The organism is Lelliottia sp. GFLA7, assembly GCF_056490165.1.
On sequence record NZ_JBWLAQ010000085.1, the window covers coordinates 1 to 441 of the forward strand.

1 protein-coding gene is annotated in these 441 nt (G+C 63.9%); it reads left to right on the plus strand.

Annotated features, from left to right (window positions below; genetic code table 11):
• Window positions 1-154 precede the first annotated feature (154 nt).
• Window positions 155-441, plus strand: a 287-nt coding sequence (locus AC07RN_RS21275) for an IS110 family transposase (protein WP_478337263.1), incomplete at its 3' end; no start/stop codon positions are given.

Below are 441 nucleotides of genomic sequence, written 5' to 3' on the forward strand. Positions count from 1 at the left end.
CTCTTCGATAGATCGAGGTCCCTGCGGTGTGCTGGCGTCACGACACGACTGATGAGATGACGGACCGCCATTGCTGGTGAGTCCTGCAATTAGGGCGTCGTGTGACTCCGCTGCGGTTCGACCGACCGTGTTCCTCGAGATGCAGGGAGTGCAGATGGGCAGATACTGCGGAATCGACTGGGCCGACGACCATCACGGCATCGCCATCATCGACGACACCGGGGCAGTTCTTGCGAAAGAACGGGTAGGCAACGACGCCGCCGAGTTCGCTCGCCAACTCGAGATCCTCTCCGAGGCCGGCGACAACCCCGAAGACCCGATACCGGTCGCGATCGAACCGACCGTGGCCTGTGTGTCGCGGCCCTGCGGGCGACCGGGCGGGTCGTGTATGCGATCAACCCACTCTCGGCCTCACGGTATCGCAGCCAGCGCACCGTGTCG